17 protein-coding genes are annotated in these 13,850 nt (G+C 59.6%); 10 read left to right on the forward strand and 7 right to left on the reverse strand.

What is annotated here, in order from left to right:
- The first annotated feature begins 44 nt into the window (after positions 1-44).
- The 3 genes from MW046_RS05850 to MW046_RS05860 all read left to right on the forward strand — a co-directional run bounded on the left by MW046_RS05850 (position 45) and on the right by MW046_RS05860 (position 4,067).
- Positions 45-1,199, forward strand: a complete 1,155-nt coding sequence (locus MW046_RS05850; protein ID WP_247994622.1) for an acyl-CoA dehydrogenase family protein — start codon at positions 45-47, stop codon at positions 1,197-1,199.
- 132 nt (positions 1,200-1,331) lie between these two features.
- Complete coding sequence (locus tag MW046_RS05855; protein ID WP_247994623.1) at positions 1,332-2,588, forward strand: MgtC/SapB family protein; 1,257 nt, start codon at positions 1,332-1,334, stop codon at positions 2,586-2,588.
- Positions 2,589-2,729: 141 nt separating this feature from the next.
- Positions 2,730-4,067: an aminotransferase class III-fold pyridoxal phosphate-dependent enzyme gene (locus MW046_RS05860; RefSeq protein ID WP_247994624.1), complete on the forward strand. Its 1,338-nt coding sequence runs from the start codon at positions 2,730-2,732 to the stop codon at positions 4,065-4,067.
- 23 nt (positions 4,068-4,090) lie between these two features.
- On the opposite strand, the gene MW046_RS05865 is transcribed toward MW046_RS05860, so the two are convergent.
- Together MW046_RS05865 and MW046_RS05870 are read right to left on the reverse strand one after the other, a co-directional pair.
- A complete protein-coding gene (locus tag MW046_RS05865) occupies positions 4,091-4,303 on the reverse strand; it encodes a hypothetical protein (protein ID WP_247994625.1) in 213 nt (70 codons plus the stop codon).
- A gap of 153 nt (positions 4,304-4,456) precedes the next feature.
- Positions 4,457-4,777: a ribbon-helix-helix protein gene (locus MW046_RS05870; protein WP_247994626.1), complete on the reverse strand. Its 321-nt coding sequence runs from the start codon at positions 4,775-4,777 to the stop codon at positions 4,457-4,459.
- 99 nt (positions 4,778-4,876) lie between these two features.
- On the opposite strand from MW046_RS05870, the gene MW046_RS05875 reads away from it, so the two are divergent.
- The gene (locus MW046_RS05875) at positions 4,877-5,122 is read left to right on the forward strand and encodes a ferredoxin (protein WP_247994627.1); all 246 of its coding nucleotides are present in this window, start codon (positions 4,877-4,879) and stop codon (positions 5,120-5,122) included.
- Between the two features lie 29 nt (positions 5,123-5,151).
- Here the strand turns inward: MW046_RS05875 and MW046_RS05880 are convergent, their stop codons facing one another.
- The gene (locus MW046_RS05880; RefSeq protein WP_247994628.1) at positions 5,152-5,913 is read right to left on the reverse strand and encodes a bacteriorhodopsin; all 762 of its coding nucleotides are present in this window, start codon (positions 5,911-5,913) and stop codon (positions 5,152-5,154) included.
- A gap of 145 nt (positions 5,914-6,058) precedes the next feature.
- Positions 6,059-6,973 (reverse strand): HhH-GPD family protein, encoded by a 915-nt coding sequence (locus tag MW046_RS05885; RefSeq protein ID WP_247994629.1) that lies wholly within the window; start codon positions 6,971-6,973, stop codon positions 6,059-6,061.
- A gap of 159 nt (positions 6,974-7,132) precedes the next feature.
- On the opposite strand from MW046_RS05885, the gene MW046_RS05890 reads away from it, so the two are divergent.
- A complete protein-coding gene (locus MW046_RS05890; RefSeq protein WP_247994630.1) occupies positions 7,133-7,564 on the forward strand; it encodes a TRAM domain-containing protein in 432 nt (143 codons plus the stop codon).
- 60 nt (positions 7,565-7,624) lie between these two features.
- On the opposite strand, the gene MW046_RS05895 is transcribed toward MW046_RS05890, so the two are convergent.
- Both MW046_RS05895 and MW046_RS05900 read right to left on the reverse strand, forming a co-directional pair.
- Positions 7,625-8,617 (reverse strand): mannose-1-phosphate guanylyltransferase, encoded by a 993-nt coding sequence (locus MW046_RS05895; RefSeq protein WP_247994631.1) that lies wholly within the window; start codon positions 8,615-8,617, stop codon positions 7,625-7,627.
- A 64-nt stretch (positions 8,618-8,681) separates the two neighbouring features.
- Positions 8,682-8,966 carry a DUF7091 family protein gene (locus MW046_RS05900; RefSeq protein WP_247994632.1) on the reverse strand — a complete coding sequence of 95 codons (285 nt, stop codon included), beginning with the start codon at positions 8,964-8,966 and terminating at the stop codon, positions 8,682-8,684.
- Positions 8,967-9,177: 211 nt separating this feature from the next.
- Here MW046_RS05900 and MW046_RS05905 point away from each other — a divergent pair, with 211 nt between their 5' ends.
- From MW046_RS05905 to MW046_RS19550, 4 genes are all read left to right on the forward strand, one after another.
- Positions 9,178-10,104, forward strand: a complete 927-nt coding sequence (locus MW046_RS05905; RefSeq protein WP_247994633.1) for a replication factor A — start codon at positions 9,178-9,180, stop codon at positions 10,102-10,104.
- A gap of 1 nt (position 10,105) precedes the next feature.
- Positions 10,106-10,837 carry an RPA family protein gene (locus MW046_RS05910; RefSeq protein ID WP_247994634.1) on the forward strand — a complete coding sequence of 244 codons (732 nt, stop codon included), beginning with the start codon at positions 10,106-10,108 and terminating at the stop codon, positions 10,835-10,837.
- Between the two features lie 92 nt (positions 10,838-10,929).
- Positions 10,930-11,337, forward strand: a complete 408-nt coding sequence (locus MW046_RS05915) for a DUF8146 domain-containing protein (RefSeq protein WP_247994635.1) — start codon at positions 10,930-10,932, stop codon at positions 11,335-11,337.
- A gap of 167 nt (positions 11,338-11,504) precedes the next feature.
- Entirely contained in the window at positions 11,505-11,885 is a 381-nt protein-coding gene (locus tag MW046_RS19550; protein WP_368411395.1) for a winged helix-turn-helix transcriptional regulator, read from the forward strand.
- A gap of 69 nt (positions 11,886-11,954) precedes the next feature.
- Here MW046_RS19550 and MW046_RS05920 read toward each other — a convergent pair whose 3' ends face one another.
- Entirely contained in the window at positions 11,955-12,407 is a 453-nt protein-coding gene (locus tag MW046_RS05920; protein WP_247994636.1) for a DUF5814 domain-containing protein, read from the reverse strand.
- A 111-nt stretch (positions 12,408-12,518) separates the two neighbouring features.
- Here MW046_RS05920 and MW046_RS05925 point away from each other — a divergent pair, with 111 nt between their 5' ends.
- Positions 12,519-13,847, forward strand: coding sequence for a DEAD/DEAH box helicase (locus MW046_RS05925; protein ID WP_247994637.1), 1,329 nt, complete (start codon positions 12,519-12,521; stop codon positions 13,845-13,847).
- Positions 13,848-13,850: the final 3 nt, after the last annotated feature.

Below are 13,850 nucleotides of genomic sequence, written 5' to 3' on the forward strand. Positions count from 1 at the left end.
GCCTGCGCAAAATTGTTATGTTTTAACCACTGCGAGGTGGGGGCATGGACTTCGAGTTATCCGACGAACAAGAGCAGATCAGAGAGGAGGTCAGTCGGTTCGCTGAAAACGAGGTCAAACCCGTCGCCCAAGAGTACGACGTAGAGGAGAAGTTCCCCTTCGACGTTCTCGAAGCGGCCACGGAGATGGGCCTCAACGGTGCGAACATCCCAGTGGAGTACGGTGGTGCTGGCTACAGCGCACTCGATACGGCGATCATCATCGAGGAGCTGTTCGCCGCCGATCCCGGGATCGCCCTGTCTATCACGGCTACAACCTTCGGCAGTGACGCACTCATCGAATACGGAACCGAAGACCAAAAAGAGCGGTTCCTCGAACCGATCGCCACCGGAGAGGCTATCATGGGTGCTGCAATCTCCGAACCCGACACCGGATCGGACGTCTCTTCGGTGTCGACACAGGCCGAAAAGGACGGCGACGAATGGGTGATCAACGGCAACAAGATGTGGATCACCAACGGTTCGGTGGGCGATTTCTTCGTCGTCATGTGTGAAACCGATCCGGAGGCGGAGGGGCGGTACAATGGCTTCTCCCAGATCGTCGTCGAATCCGATCGTGACGGCTTTACGAGCGAGAAGATCACCGGTAAGCTCGGGATCCGTGCGAGCGACACGGCCGAACTCATCTTCGACGACGTACGCGTTCCCGAGGAGAACCTCGTCGGAACGCGCGGGATGGGCTTTCTCCAGCTCATGCAGTTTTTCGACATCACCCGAACGATGGTCGCCGCCCAAGCCATCGGCATCGCAAAAGGAGCCTGCGAACGGGCGCTCGATTACGCACAGGAACGCGAACAGTTCGGGCGTGAGATCGGGGATTTCCAAGCGATCCAGCACAAACTCGCAGACATGCACACCCGCACTGAAGCCGCCCGCCAGCTCACGTACAAGTCCGCGTGGAGCGTCGAGAACTCCGACGAACAGCTCACGACGCTCGCCTCGATGGCCAAGGAGTTCGCCTCTCGCGTCGCCGTCGACGCTGCGAACGAAGCCGTCCAGATCCACGGTGGCTCCGGCTACGTCAATGACTTCGACGTCGAACGCCTCTACCGCGACGCCAAGATCACCCAGATCTACGAAGGAACCTCCGAGATCCAGAAGAACATCATCGCGCGTGAGCTGATGGACAAGGGCTTTTAAAGCGCTCGATCAGTACTACATTTCTCCTCCGACTTCCACCCGCCAGCGGCGAACCGTTCTCCCGACGTAGCGAGCGATCATGAACCTCTCGACACCGCGGTTCTTAATATATAACACTATGTATGGTATTGTATGGCACCCAATATAGCGATCCCGGATCCGGAACTCGTCCGACTGGTGTTAGCGGGTGCACTCGGGCTGTTTCTCGGACTCGAACGGGAATGGTCCCATCGATCGGCAGGTATCCGGACGTTTTCGCTCATTTCCCTGTTAGGCGCGGTGTTTACGGTGCTCGATCGATCGTGGTTGCTAGTGCTCGGTGGCGTCTTGATCGTCGTGCAGGGCAGCGTGCTCGCCGTACAAGGGTTACTCAGTACGGAAGATGGGTTCTCGCTCACGACGGCGGTATCGATGTTGGTGGCCTACGGCGTCGGTGTGCTCGTCGGTTCGGGGATGTTGTTGGCGGGCGTGACTGTTGCGATCCTATCGTCGCTGGTACTCGTGTTAAAACGGGAGCTGCACGATTTCGCGTGGGGACTCACCAAAGCGGAGCTGCGCTCGGCGGTGGAGTTCGGCGTGTTGGCGTTCGTCATCTATCCGGTCCTGCCAGCAGGGGAAATGACAGTGGATCTCGCCGGGTTAGCGATTCAGGTCGAACCGCGCGTGGTGTGGCTGCTCGTCGTGAGCGTCGCGGCGATCGGCATCGCTAACTACGCCATCGTCAGATCCTATGGCGGACGGGGAATCGTCGTCACCGGCTTTTTCGGCGGATTGGTCTCTTCAACCGCGGTCGTCGGGGCGATGATCGATCACGTCCGCCAACACCGACACGCCGTTTCCTACGCCGTCGCGGCGATTCTACTGGCGAACGCGGCGATGGCGCTGCGAAATCTGGCGATCGTGATGGTGTTCGCTGACGATCGGTCACCGGTGTTCGGTCTTGTGATCCCGCTGGGGATCGTTATTCTCGGTAGTATCGCTGTCGCCGGGCTCACGGCAGATTGGACCCAGCGGATCGATCTCGACCTCGACAGCCCGTTTTCACTCCGAAACGCGCTGGGATTCGGTGCGCTGTTCGCGGTGGTGTTGGTTGGCAGTGCGATCGCCAAAGCGCTGTTCGGTGATGCTGGGTTCCTGATCGCGGCCCTGCTCGGAAGTCTCGTATCGAGTGCTGGAGCCACCACATCCGCGGTCGTGCTGTACAACGGCACTGTGATCGGGGCGAACACGGCGATTCTCGCCGTATTGGGGGCCACCCTCGTGAGCATCCTCGTGAAAGCCGCGCTTGCGCTCGTCGGTCCTACTCGGACGTTCGGCTATCGGGTGGCGGCGTGGAGCGCCGCGCTCGCGGTGCTCGGCGTCGGGATCGGTCTCCTGTTCGTCAGGTAGTCGTCTCGATCGTCTGATAACCAAGCGAAACCGAACAGCAGAACATCCTCGCTGTGAGAGAGCATCACTGCCAAGACACGCTGTCGCAAATACTGCTTGAAACCCAATCCATTATTTACCCGTGGGAAACCAACGCCGAGCATGAACCGAGAGACGGCGACCCCGACGGTTCGATCGATGCCGGGAGAACGCGCACGCGAGTGGGCACAGCGCCACCACGTCCACGCGGCACCGAGCACGTACGTGTACGATTTCGTGTGGGATCCCGAGGCGGAGGCAGTCGGTCCGTTTTGCACCGACATCGACGGCAACGTACTCATGGATTTCACGAGTCACGTCGGTGCGGCACCGCTGGGATACAACAATCCCGAGATCGTCGAGCGGCTACGAGAGTTCGATCTTGTTGATCCATTAACAATTGCTGGACAGGACTTCTACATCAGTGGTGAGAACGTCGGCAGGGGGCTTCCCGGCCCAACCGAGCTGATGGAGCATCTGACAGAACACACTTCCCACTACGGGCTGGATACGGTGTTTCTCTCGAATTCGGGGGCAGAGGCGGTAGAGAATGCGATCAAGATCTCGTACGACCACACGCGGGGTGAGTATGGAATCACGTTCGAAGGGGCATTCCACGGCCGAACGCTCGGGGCGCTGTCGCTCAACCGCTCGAAGGCCGTCCACCGACGACACTATCCGGAGATTTCGGGGATTCACGACCTGCCGTTCTGTACGGATACCGATGTCGACGGCGAAAGTGGGTGTAACTGTGGCTTTTTCACCGAGGACGGGTCGAAGCTCCGGGCGCTCCTTGATCCCGAGCAGGGACATGTCCCTGCCGAGGAGGTGGCCTACCTCATCGTGGAACCCGTTCAGGGCGAGGGAGGGTATCGAATCCCGGGCGAGGCGTTCATGTCGGAGATCGCAGCGGTTTGTGCGGAGCACGATCTCCTACTGGTTGCCGACGAGATTCAGGCCGGGATCGGTCGTACCGGCGAGATGTGGGGTTCGGATCACTTCCCCATCGAACCGGACGTCATTGCAAGCGCGAAGGCGCTCCGGGTCGGGGCGACGATCTCCCGATCGGAGGTGTTCCCCGACGAGCAAGCCCGTATCTCCTCAACGTGGGGTGCGGGCGACATCCTCTCGGCTGCGCAGGGCGTGTTTACGCTCGAAGCGATCGAGGAGCGAAATCTGCTCACGAACGCGACAGAACGCGGAAGACAAGCGAAAGAACGACTTAGAGACGCCGACATCGACGGTGTCGTGGACGTTCGCGGAATCGGGCTGATGCTCGCCGTGGAGTTCGAGACGAAACAACGTCGCGAGAAGGTCATCGAGGAAGCACTCAAACGCGGACTACTCACCCTTGGTTGTGGTCACAAAACGCTCCGATTGCTCCCCCCACTCGACGTCACCGAACGGGAGATCGATCTCGCGTGTGATCTCCTCGTCGACGCCGCGAGCGGGAGTACATAACTTCTCACGGAACGATACAGCGTTCACTCTCCACCGCCACCGCCACCACCGTCACCACCGCCGCCGAATCCGCCGCCACCGAATCCACCGCCACCATCACCGCCGAAGAACCCACCACCACTATCTCCACCACCATCGCCACCACTGTCGCCATCGTCCCCTCCATAGGCCGTGTTCGTCCCTCGAGATTTCGATCGACGCTTCGTCGACCGACGCTTCGATCTGAACCGATCCACTAGCATGCTTAATAATATAAAACAAATAATTATTCCGAACCATATTACTATAAATTCCATACACTAACTTCACATTTGTCTGTAATATGTCTTTTGGGGATGGGTGAACGATGGGCAATCACAATCAGGATCAGATGCGGAACGTCCTCGTCGTCAAAACTGGTATCGTCGCCCGTCGTTGTCGGGTGGTTGTGGCGCGCCGGTCATCTCTTCGAACGTCATTCCCGAGAGATACTCGTCGTAAGTGACGTCGTAACCACGCCGGAGGTGGAAGTCCATCGATCCGGTGTCAACGGTGGTCTGAAACAGCATGTGGATCGCCCGTCGGACGAGTTCATCGGAGTCGTCTGGATCGAGCACGGTTTGTAAGACGGCGAGTTCGTTGCGCGTTTCTCGGTCGAGAGAAACCGAGAGTTCCGAATCGAAATCGGAATAGGCGGATTCGATGTCCTCCGAAAGTTCGTCGAGGGTCATACGATCGGAATTCATGGCGCCGTTCGGGATACGGCTTACGAGACGCTAGTCCCAAAAGCACCCGACAATCCTTTGCCTGCCGTTCTCCAACCGTGACACATGAAGATCGAATACGATCGAGACACCTGCATCGGAATGTTTCAGTGTGTCGCGGAGTGGGACGGATTCGAGAAGGACGAAACGGCGGGGAAGGCCGTTCTCGTGGATGGCGAAGAGGAGCAACCTGACACGTTCGTCCAGACAGTGCCCGCAGACGCCGAACTCGACGCGAAGTTCGCTGCCCGCGTTTGCCCTGTCGACGCCATCACCGTGTACGACGACGACGGCGAACAGCTCGTTCCCTGACGTAGCGGCTGGTGGTCCGAGCGATCACGTCATCCCCCGAGCGTCCGGGGTTTCGTGTTCGTCGGTTCGTCGATCGGACCGTCCGCTTGGAGGAGAGCGATTCCGATCCCGACTTTTACGAGGAGATCGAGGAGGAGATACGCGAGCAACAAACCGGTCGTCGGGAGGACATCGAGAACGTGACCGAGCAGCCACACGACTGGATACAGTCCGAAGAGTACGATAACGAGGTTCCGGACCATGCTGAACAGCATTGCTACTTCCGTCGACCGTTCGGCAGCAGCACGCGAGAGCGGACGGACCAACAGTACGAAGACGCTGAGATAAGCGAGAACACTCGCTCCTAACAGCGCGAGCCGAAACGTTTCCGCGTCTAGTCCCCCCATTCCCCGGTTGGTGAGCACCGTTGCGAGACCGAGCACCATCATCGACGCGTCGAAGCCGACGAGTGCGGCTGCTGTCCGGCGCGTCCCGGCCGCGAGTAGTACGAGCGCGAGTAGTATCAGTGGTGTAGTGAGGAGCCAGTCCACGAAATGGAGCCAATACACTGTGTGTAGTTCGCTGCCGTACCGTACTGTCATCGTGCCGTAACCGAGCGTCAACAGTAGGTACGTGAGACCACCGATAGCGGCGACCGCGACGGTGAGTACCGACAGTTTGCGTTTCGTCGGGTCCGTTTCCCCCCATCCGGTCTTGAGGAAGTAGCCGGTTGCGAGCACCAATGCGATCGTTCCAAGGAGTAACCAGATCCGACCGCTATCGATGGCCTCAGCCTGTAGCAACACTGCCATCGAACTGGCTATCGAGAGTGTCTGACTTATATTTGACTTTTCGACGCAGCCACCAGTAATGTGTGCATCCCGTGAATACATCACACGGCTGTAGGATGGCAGCTGCTGCGAATCGGATTCACAGCGCGTGTAGTTGCGGCGCTCGTCATTGGCGGAGCTGGGCAGTGGTCTCACCGTCGTGCTCGTCCGTTTCGACGAGACCGTCGGCTTCGAGATCGGAAAGCAGCTCTCGGAGCCACGCCCGGCCGTATTCGCCGTCGGGGCTATAATCGACCCGGACGCGCGGTCCGAGAGTGTCTAGTGGGAGTTCGTCGTACTCTTTGAGGACCGAGATCACGCGGCCTCGCATCTGTCGCCGGCTGCCCTCGAATTCGGGCTGGGTCGGGACGTCCGGCGCGGTGAAATCGCCCGTCTGGTAGGCGTGACACCACTCGCGCCACGGACAGCCGGCGGCGTCACACCGAGGCGTCTTCTGACACGCAACGCCGCCGAGTTCCATGATGGCGTTGTTCCACACCCGGGACGCCCCCTCGGGCATCAACTCCGCAGCGGTGTCCTCGAACGCCGCGTCTGAATCCGGAACGTCGAACGCCCGGTACAGTACGCGTTTGACGTTGGTGTCGACGACGGCATTGCCCTCGTTGAACGCGAAACTGGCGACCGCGTTGGCCGTGTAGGGACCGACGCCCTGAAGCGATCGTAACGCCGTGGGCGAGGTGGGGAACTCGCCGTCGTGCTCGTCAAGTACCTGCTGTGCTGCGGTGTGAAGATATTTCGCTCGGTTGTTGTAGCCCAGTCGGTGGTCGGACCAGAACGACACTACGGCACCTCGCTCCGCAGCGGCGAGATCGGCCACCGTAGGCCATCGATCGAGAAACGCCGTCCACGCTTTTTCGACCCGTTCCAGCTGTGTCTGTTGGCTCATCACTTCCGACACAAGGATCGCATACGGATCGGTGGTCCGTCGCCACGGGAAATCACGATGGTCGGACTCGTACCATTCGATGAGCACCGCGCGAACGTCGCCAGTGTCCTCGGGAAGGGAGGCTGCTTCGGTCATTGACCCCACGTAGAAACTCCAGCCCGTAAACGATCTCGACACCGACTGGACCGGTCACTCCAACACTGCTGTCTCCCGCTTTTCGGGCAGGTACCCCGAAAGAAGAGCGAACGCGGTGTGTGTCGTAACGATTTATACGCTAGCCCCGTTGGTATCTGTATGTCGGATTGTCCACTCGCGGACGAGTGTCCCCACTACACCGAGCGGATCGAGGGTATGGGGTGCCAACACTACAGCGAGCGCGGGGGGGCGGAGTGGTGTACCCACTACGAACAGCCCATCCGTGAACTCAAGTCCCAACCAGTCAAACCCGGCGAGGAAATTGTCGTAGATGTGACGGACATTCACGAAAGCGGAGCTGGTGTGGGTCGAACCGAAGAGGGGTTCATCGTTCTCGTCGATGGCGTGCTACCCGAAGCGCGGGCACGGGTGCGTATTACTACCGTCCGATCGAATCACGCCCGCGCGGAGGAACTCGAACGGCTCTCGATACCGGACGAAGAAGAGACCGAAACCGAAACGGAGTCCGACGACGAGCGGCCTCTCAACCGCCAACGCCTCGGTAGCCGGGACAACTTCTGGGGATCGTAGTCCACTCGCCCGTGTCGTGCACCCGATCGGTCGGGATTGGGACTACAGTGGACACTCCGCTCACCGTTCGTCGCGTTCGTCGACGACGTCTCGGACGCGTTGTGCGTGGGCAGTCGGCACGACGAGCACGCGTCCGTCGTAGGCCGCGATAGTGAGATCCGAAACACCGACAGCGCTGATGTGATTTCCGTCGCCGGCAGCGATGACACAGTCCTCGGCGTCGATCGTGAGCACGTCTCCGAGCGTGACAGTTCCGTTTTCGTCGGTGTCCAGCACCCGTCTGAGGGCGTCCCACGATCCGAGATCATCCCACGCCATGTCCGTTGGCACCATCCTGAGTCCGTCGGTCGATTCCAACACGGCGTGGTCGATACTCACCGGAGCGACCGCGTCGAACCCAGCCTGTTCGTTCCCAGCCTGTAGCGCCTCGACGAGAGGTCCAAGTTCGGTGTTTCGGGCAGCGGTGAGGAGTGCCTCGGGCGTCCAAGCGAACACGCCCGCATTCCAGTAGAAATCGTTGTAGATGTACCGAGACGCGGCTCCCGGATCGGGCTTTTCGTAAAAGCCGTCGACGATGAAGTGGTCGCCACGGTTCTCACCGGGATTGATGTAGCCGTACTCCGTGGCCGCTCGCGTCGGTTCGATGCCGAGAGTTACAAGCTGGTTCGTCTCATGAGCGACGGTCATCGCGTGCTGTGCGGCCGATGCGAACGAGCGACCGACGTAGTGGTCGCTGGGAACGCACAACAACACCGGATCGCTCGCTACATCGCGCAAGCGGTGAGCGGCGTACACGAGCGCCGGGCCGGTGTCTTTTCCCTGCGGTTCAGTTATGACCGTCGCGTCGGGTGCGTGCTCGGGTATCCGGTCGGCGTATTCGGGACGAGTGAGCACGTACACCGCGTCGACAACTCTCTCGACGCGCTGAACCGTCCGAGACAGCAACGACGACCCGTTCTCGTCGAACGAAAGGAACTGTTTCGGATGAGCGTCCGAACTGGCGGGATACAAGCGTGTTCCAACACCTCCAGCCAGTACGACTGCGATCTGCATGGCTGGCAGTTTTAGGGGAGCAAACAAATCACCTCGGAACCATCACAATGGAACACCTGTTCGGTCACCACGTCTCGATCAGTCCGTCTTCGATATCCTCGACACAGCCACGGCAGTCCTGATGGTCGGGATCGAAACACGGTGGGCGACCCTCCTCGTCGAGCGGGACCGCCCGCCGCTCGACGTGGCGTCGACAGACGATGTGTGCGTTTCCGTCATCGTCAGTTGGAACGTCAAACGACGCCGCGTTTTTGGAGGAGTTGTACGCCTGTCTCGCTTTCGCCCACTGAGAACCAGCCGATCGAAACGTCGAGCGCAACAGCAGTTCGAGTCGCCGACGAGAGGACATGGGTGGGCGTTGGTACGGAGATCATAAAAACCGTCCCACCACTTTTTGCGTGAGAGTATACTCTGCACACCCTCACTGGCTCTCAGCCGAGAAGACCGTCCCGTTCGCTCAAGCACAATTTTTCACTTTCACCCCACTCACGACAGTTTTTATGGTATCGAGAACCAACCAACATACGTCTCCCATCGAAAACACGCGGAGACGGAGCACTATGACGGAACTACGCCAGTTAGCGGAATCGGTACACGCGCAGTTTTCCGACCACCTCGACGTGGATGTCGACGAGATCGAAGAACGTCTCGAAACGCTCGTCTCGGAGTACAAGGTGCCACCAGAGGAAGCCCGCCGGAGTCTCGTGAACAATTACCTCTCGGAGACGGAGATGGACCGAGAACAGCTGTCAGACGGCACCACGGATCTGACACCACTGTCTGAAATCGATACCGACGAGGAGTGGATCGACGTTCAAGCGAAAGTCCTCGAACTGTGGGAGCCTCGCAACGACGCGATCTCCCAAGTAGGACTACTGGGCGATGAGTCCGGACGAATCAAGTTCGTCTCCTTTACGACAAGCGACCTACCGCTACTCGAAGAAGATACGGTCTACCAGCTCAGTAACGTCGTCACAGACGAGTACGACGGACGATTCTCGGTGAAGCTCAACCGGACGACGAGCATCCAACAGCTCGATACGGATATCGAGGTCGGTGACGACACGACCGAAATCAAGGGCGCGCTCGTGGACATCCAACGCGGGAGCGGTCTCATCAAACGGTGTCCACAGGAGGACTGTACGCGGGTGTTACAGAACGGTCGCTGTTCGGAGCACGGGGAGGTCGAAGGCGAGTTCGATCTCCGCATCAAAGGCGTGCTTGACGACGGTTCGACGGTCCAAGAGCTCGTGTTCGATCGAGAAGCGACCGAGGAGCTGACCGACATCACGCTGGACCGGGCCAAGGAGATGGCGATGGACGCGCTTGATACGAGCGTCGTGACCGACGAAATGAAAGCGGCGACGCTCGGTCAGTACTACCGGGTTCGCGGTCCGATGCTCGGCCGATATCTGCTCGTCAACGAGTTCGAACGGCTCGGGTCGGTAGATACGAACGAAGCTCTCACCAAAGTGAGGTCGATCTGAAATGAGTGACGAACGATCCAACGACGATATCGACTATTCGGGAAGCAACGCTGACTCCGACAGCACCGGAACCGACGAGACCGAGTCCAACGCCCGACAGGGCAGTCCTGACACGACGAACACCGACAACAGCGACACCGGTGGACAACGGCGACAGGTCGCCCGTCGGGTGTTCGCAAGCGAGTTCAACGACGCGACGTACACGTTCAAAGAATCCAACGAGGATCGCGCGCCCGTCTATGCGCTCCTTCCGACGGGTGAGCGTGCAAACCGCGTGTTCATCGCCGGAACGCTCACCGAAACCCAGGATGTCGGCTCGGAAAGCGAATACTGGCAAGGCCGGGTCGTCGATCCGTCGGGAACGTTCTTCGTGTACGCCGGACAGTACCAGCCCGAGGCAGCCACCGTACTGCGCGAGGCCGAGCCACCGGTGTACGTCTCGATCGTCGGGAAACCCCGAACGTACGAGACGGACGACGGCGCTGTGAACGTCTCCCTCCGGCCCGAATCGATCTCGATTACCGACGCCGAGACCCGTGACCGCTGGGTCGTCGAAACTGCGCTCCGAACCGTCGAGCGGGCGGCTGATACCGAGACGGACCCGACCGAGTACGATCAGATGGCTGCCGAACGATACGAACGATCGCCCGAACAGTACAAGCAGGACGCGATCGGCGTTCTCGAAGAACTCGACGCCGACACGGAAACCCAGACAGCCGACCCGACACCGTAACGGCGCTCGAACCTTTTTACTCACATAGACGTACTATTTCATTGTGGTGTCTGACGAACGGTTAAGTGGATGGAGAGAGTATGCGGCCAACGATGGGCAACAAGAACAAGACGATCTCGTTCCGTGTCAATGAAGACGTCTTCGAGGTGTTACGCGACATCGCCGAGGAACGAGACATTTCCTTATCAGCTGTGTTCCGAGATTACGTGGACCAGCTCGTTGCCCACGACGGACAGGTTCGGATCGTCCCCGAACACGAGATCAACGACGACACGCCCGAACAGGAGACGTTCCCGCCGAAAGTAGAGGTCCCGAAAAGCTTCGTCCGCGAGCACGAGCGGCTCGAACTCGAAGCCGAACATCTCCGCGAGCAACTCGATGAGTACAAACGGTACGTGACCGAACTGACGCAACAGCTCGATGAGTACAACGACGAGGATATCATCGTTCTCGATGATCTCGACGATTCCGACGGCGACGACACATACCGGCTTGGATGACGAGTGACACCGTCTGAACGTCTCGTTCGTTCGCACATCCCATACACTATCTATCTCTATCACTTTCGTATACCCAACGCGGTGGGAAAACGATCGCTCGCTCGATCACCAGTCGTAGCGATGATGCGCCGTCGAAATGCGATTACTAAACCCACCCCTACCGGACACTGTCCTCTGGCTGCCGAGGTCGAGCCGGTCGAGTCGCCCAGTTTGCAGACGACGCTGGCCCGTGGCGGTTCAACGAACTGGAAACACGACTCAGCATTCCACCGAATACGCTGACCTGGCGACTGAAAGAATTCGAAGCATTCGAGTTGCTCACCCGGGAGACACGGGAAACGGTACCACCGCACGTTGTGTATACTGCGACGCCGAAAGCGATCGAACTCCAGGCAGTGCTCCAGTATCTCACTCTCTGGTCGATGAGATCGAAAAATCAGCCAGCTGCCTCAAAGACCAAAGACACGAACGAGCAGAAAAGCGGAAAGGCAGCTGTGAGTGAGGTCAGTTCGTCGAGCGATCATACGAGGTTACCCGACACGGACTAGCAGAATCCGGACAGTAGCGTACGTTGGACACGCGCCGTATTCTTCCGATCGTGCGGTTACAAGAGACGCTCACGTGAGTTCGTCGATCCGGTCGCTGACGCGGGTTGCGTGGGCGTCGTTGCCTTCGACGCGTGCGAGATCCTCGACCGCTTCGAGAGTCCGAACGGAGTCGTCGAGAAACGAAAGCACGTCTCCGGGATAGGCGTACACCATGTAGTCATCGCCCATCACGTCGACGATCGCGTCGGGACCGAGACCTTGCTCGCGCAACGAGAGGAGATACCGGATGAACTGCCGTTCTGGGTAGCCGGTGTACAGTTCGGCCTCGGTTTCACAGTCGAGGAAGTCGTTGGCGAAATCGAGGAGGCGGTCTTGGGTCGCCGTATCGAGGTTCGACAGTCCCTCCCCGGAGTAGAGCACGTCCATCGTTGCGCCCGCGAACGCGCTTTTCGGGATGGAGGTGTCGAGCTGGGAGACGATCTGGCGATGGTTTTTCAGATAGATCTTGTCCGTGATAGCCACACCCTGTTGAGGCCACCAAGAATGATAAATGAACTGGCTCGAGTGGGTTCGACGGTCCACTCGGACACGCCGAAGGGAGGAGTTTTAGCTGGCGAGCACCCACGGCCGGCTGTGGCGGTGCTTTCGTTCGAGGACGGAACGATCCGGATCGAGGGGATGGATTCGGAGCTTTCAGGCGTCGAATACGATCCCCGGTCTCGGACCCACCGGGTGCCGGCGTATCGATACCGACAGCTCCGCGAGACGCTTTCGGAGCGCGATATCGACTACGAAGATCGGGTGCTCGACGTACCAGCGTTGGAGTTCGACTCGGCGTACGAGCTCCGGTCCTACCAACAGAACGCGCTCGAAGCGTGGCGCGACAACGACGAGCAGGGCGTGATCGAGCTACCGACCGGGAGCGGCAAGACGGTCATCGGGATCAAAGCGATCGAGACGTGTTCGTCGCCCGCGCTCGTCGTCGTCCCTACGATCGATCTCCTCGAACAGTGGCACCGGGAGCTCCGAACGGAGTTTCCGACGCCGGTGGGACGACTCGGTGGTGGAACCCAAGAGATCGAACAGCTCACCGTTTCGACGTACGATTCGGCGTATCTCAGAGCGGACGAACTCGGCGACCGGTTCGGGCTGGTGGTGTTCGATGAGGTTCACCATCTCGGGGGAGAGGGATACCGGGACATCGCCAGGTTGCTCGCCGCGCCAGCACGGCTCGGTCTCACGGCCACGTTCGAGCGTCCCGATGGGGAACACGAGACGGTCGCAGCGCTGATCGGTGAGTGTGTCTACCGGCTCGACGCGGACGATCTCGCGGGTGAACACCTCGCGTCGTATGATATCAAGCGGTTGCGTGTCTCGCTCACGCCCGACGAACGAGACCGGTATGAGGAGGCACAGGGAACGTTCACCGACTACCTCCGGCGTTCGAACCTCACCCTCCGGGACGGAAGCGATTACCAGAAGTTGGTGATGCGTTCGGGCACCGACCCACAGGCACGGGAAGCACTGCTCGCCAAACAACGCGCACGGGACATCATGCTGCACGCCGACCAAAAGGTCACGACGCTCGAACGCCTGCTCGATCGGCACCGTGACGATCGCATCATCGTGTTCGCAGTGGCGACCGATTTCGTCTACCGGCTGTCCGAGCGGTTTCTCATCCCGGCGATCACTCACCACACCCCTGTGGGCGAGCGCCGCGATATCTTAGACCGGTTCCGAGACGGGCGCTACTCACGGATCGTCACCGCGAACGTACTCGATGAAGGTGTCGACGTTCCCGACGCAACTGTCGGCGTCGTGCTTGCCGGAAGCGGGAGCGAACGGGAGTTCACCCAACGGCTCGGTCGGCTCCTCAGACCCGGTGAAAGCGAGCGAGCGCTGTTGTACGAGGTCGTGACCGAGAACACCACAGAAACGAACATCGCCCAGCGGCGTCGATAAGCC

This window comes from Halocatena salina, assembly GCF_023115355.1.
Classification (GTDB): domain Archaea; phylum Halobacteriota; class Halobacteria; order Halobacteriales; family Haloarculaceae; genus Halocatena; species Halocatena salina.